3 protein-coding genes are annotated in these 1,027 nt (G+C 49.0%); 1 reads left to right on the plus strand and 2 read right to left on the minus strand.

Annotated features, from left to right (window positions below):
* A partial coding sequence (locus F6K37_RS44290; RefSeq protein WP_287257468.1) for a hypothetical protein occupies positions 1-222 on the plus strand: 222 nt, incomplete at its 5' end.
* Positions 223-538: 316 nt separating this feature from the next.
* Here F6K37_RS44290 and F6K37_RS44295 read toward each other — a convergent pair.
* Entirely contained in the window at positions 539-676 is a 138-nt protein-coding gene (locus F6K37_RS44295; RefSeq protein WP_154659924.1) for a hypothetical protein, read from the minus strand.
* A 12-nt stretch (positions 677-688) separates the two neighbouring features.
* Positions 689-1,027 (minus strand): DUF4351 domain-containing protein (locus tag F6K37_RS44300; RefSeq protein WP_287257469.1); only part of this gene is annotated, 339 nt, incomplete at its 5' end.

Below are 1,027 nucleotides of genomic sequence, written 5' to 3' on the forward strand. Positions count from 1 at the left end.
GCCTTAGTGCGATTGTTGGGGGATGAAGGGATACAAGGAAAAATTCCGGTGCTGGTGGAACTGCGATATTACCAGACATCGGTGCTGGAGTTAGTACGGAATTTTGTGAAACGCCATGGTGTACTGCTGGACTCCACGGAAATTGAAAGACTATTGTTTAGACTTCGCGGCAGTTGTCGGGAACAGGGAACAGCGGATCTGGGAACAGTGGACAAGAATTGACGCAAAGCGATGCAGAGGTGCGACCCGTGGCGAATTTAATTCGCCTACGGAAAGCGCACCTAAGTGGTCTTGGGGAGGCAGCGCGGTCTTGGGGGTTCCCCCCATGAGCGACTGCCGTGGTTTCCCCCATGAGCGACTGCATCAAGAACACTATTAGAAAAATACTTTTGCAAGAGGTCTATTGATGGACAATTCTGGTTACTGAGCGATGGCGTGAACGAGCTACCGTCAGCAGCAGGATACCAAGATTTGACTCAGTTTCGGAGGGATTACCAGAAGACTCAGGGTCCCGGACTTGGTGCTTTGGATCATTATTTCATTGACTTGTAGAGAGTCGGGAGTAGGCGGGAGTGATGTGGAATGGGCATCTTGCCCGTTTCCTGGTATCACAAATGCGAACGCGCCCCGCGTGACCAAAGGTCAATCGCGTAGCGTGGCCTACGGCCAATCGCATCTGTGATAGTGCTCAATTCTCCTGACTAACCTGATGTTGTGCCAATAGCTGCTCAAATTCCTCAAGGGAGTTACTCTCAAGAGAGTGATCAATCAACTGTTCCAACCCAGAGATATCGTCTATGCCATTAATCGCTGCCACCAATTCCGGTGATACCGATTCAAAGCGCTTTTGTAAAATTTTAACTACTGTCCCTTGAAAGCTTTTCCGAGATTGTTGAAGTCCTTGTTCCAGACCCCTTTTCATTGCCCTTTCTGACCCTCGACTAATTAAAGGCATCTGTCTTTCCTCCTGATAACGTTCGAGTTCTTGATTCAGCTCCTGTTCTAACTGTTCCGGTAAAGCCATCAT

The organism is Moorena sp. SIO4E2 (assembly GCF_010671945.1).
Classification (GTDB): domain Bacteria; phylum Cyanobacteriota; class Cyanobacteriia; order Cyanobacteriales; family Coleofasciculaceae; genus Moorena; species Moorena producens.

What these genes read in the sequence shown, in the direction of transcription:
- F6K37_RS44295 (WP_154659924.1), bottom strand. Translation starts at nt 676, where the DNA reads ATGCGATTGGCCGTAGGCCACGCTACGCGATTGACCTTTGGTCACGCG.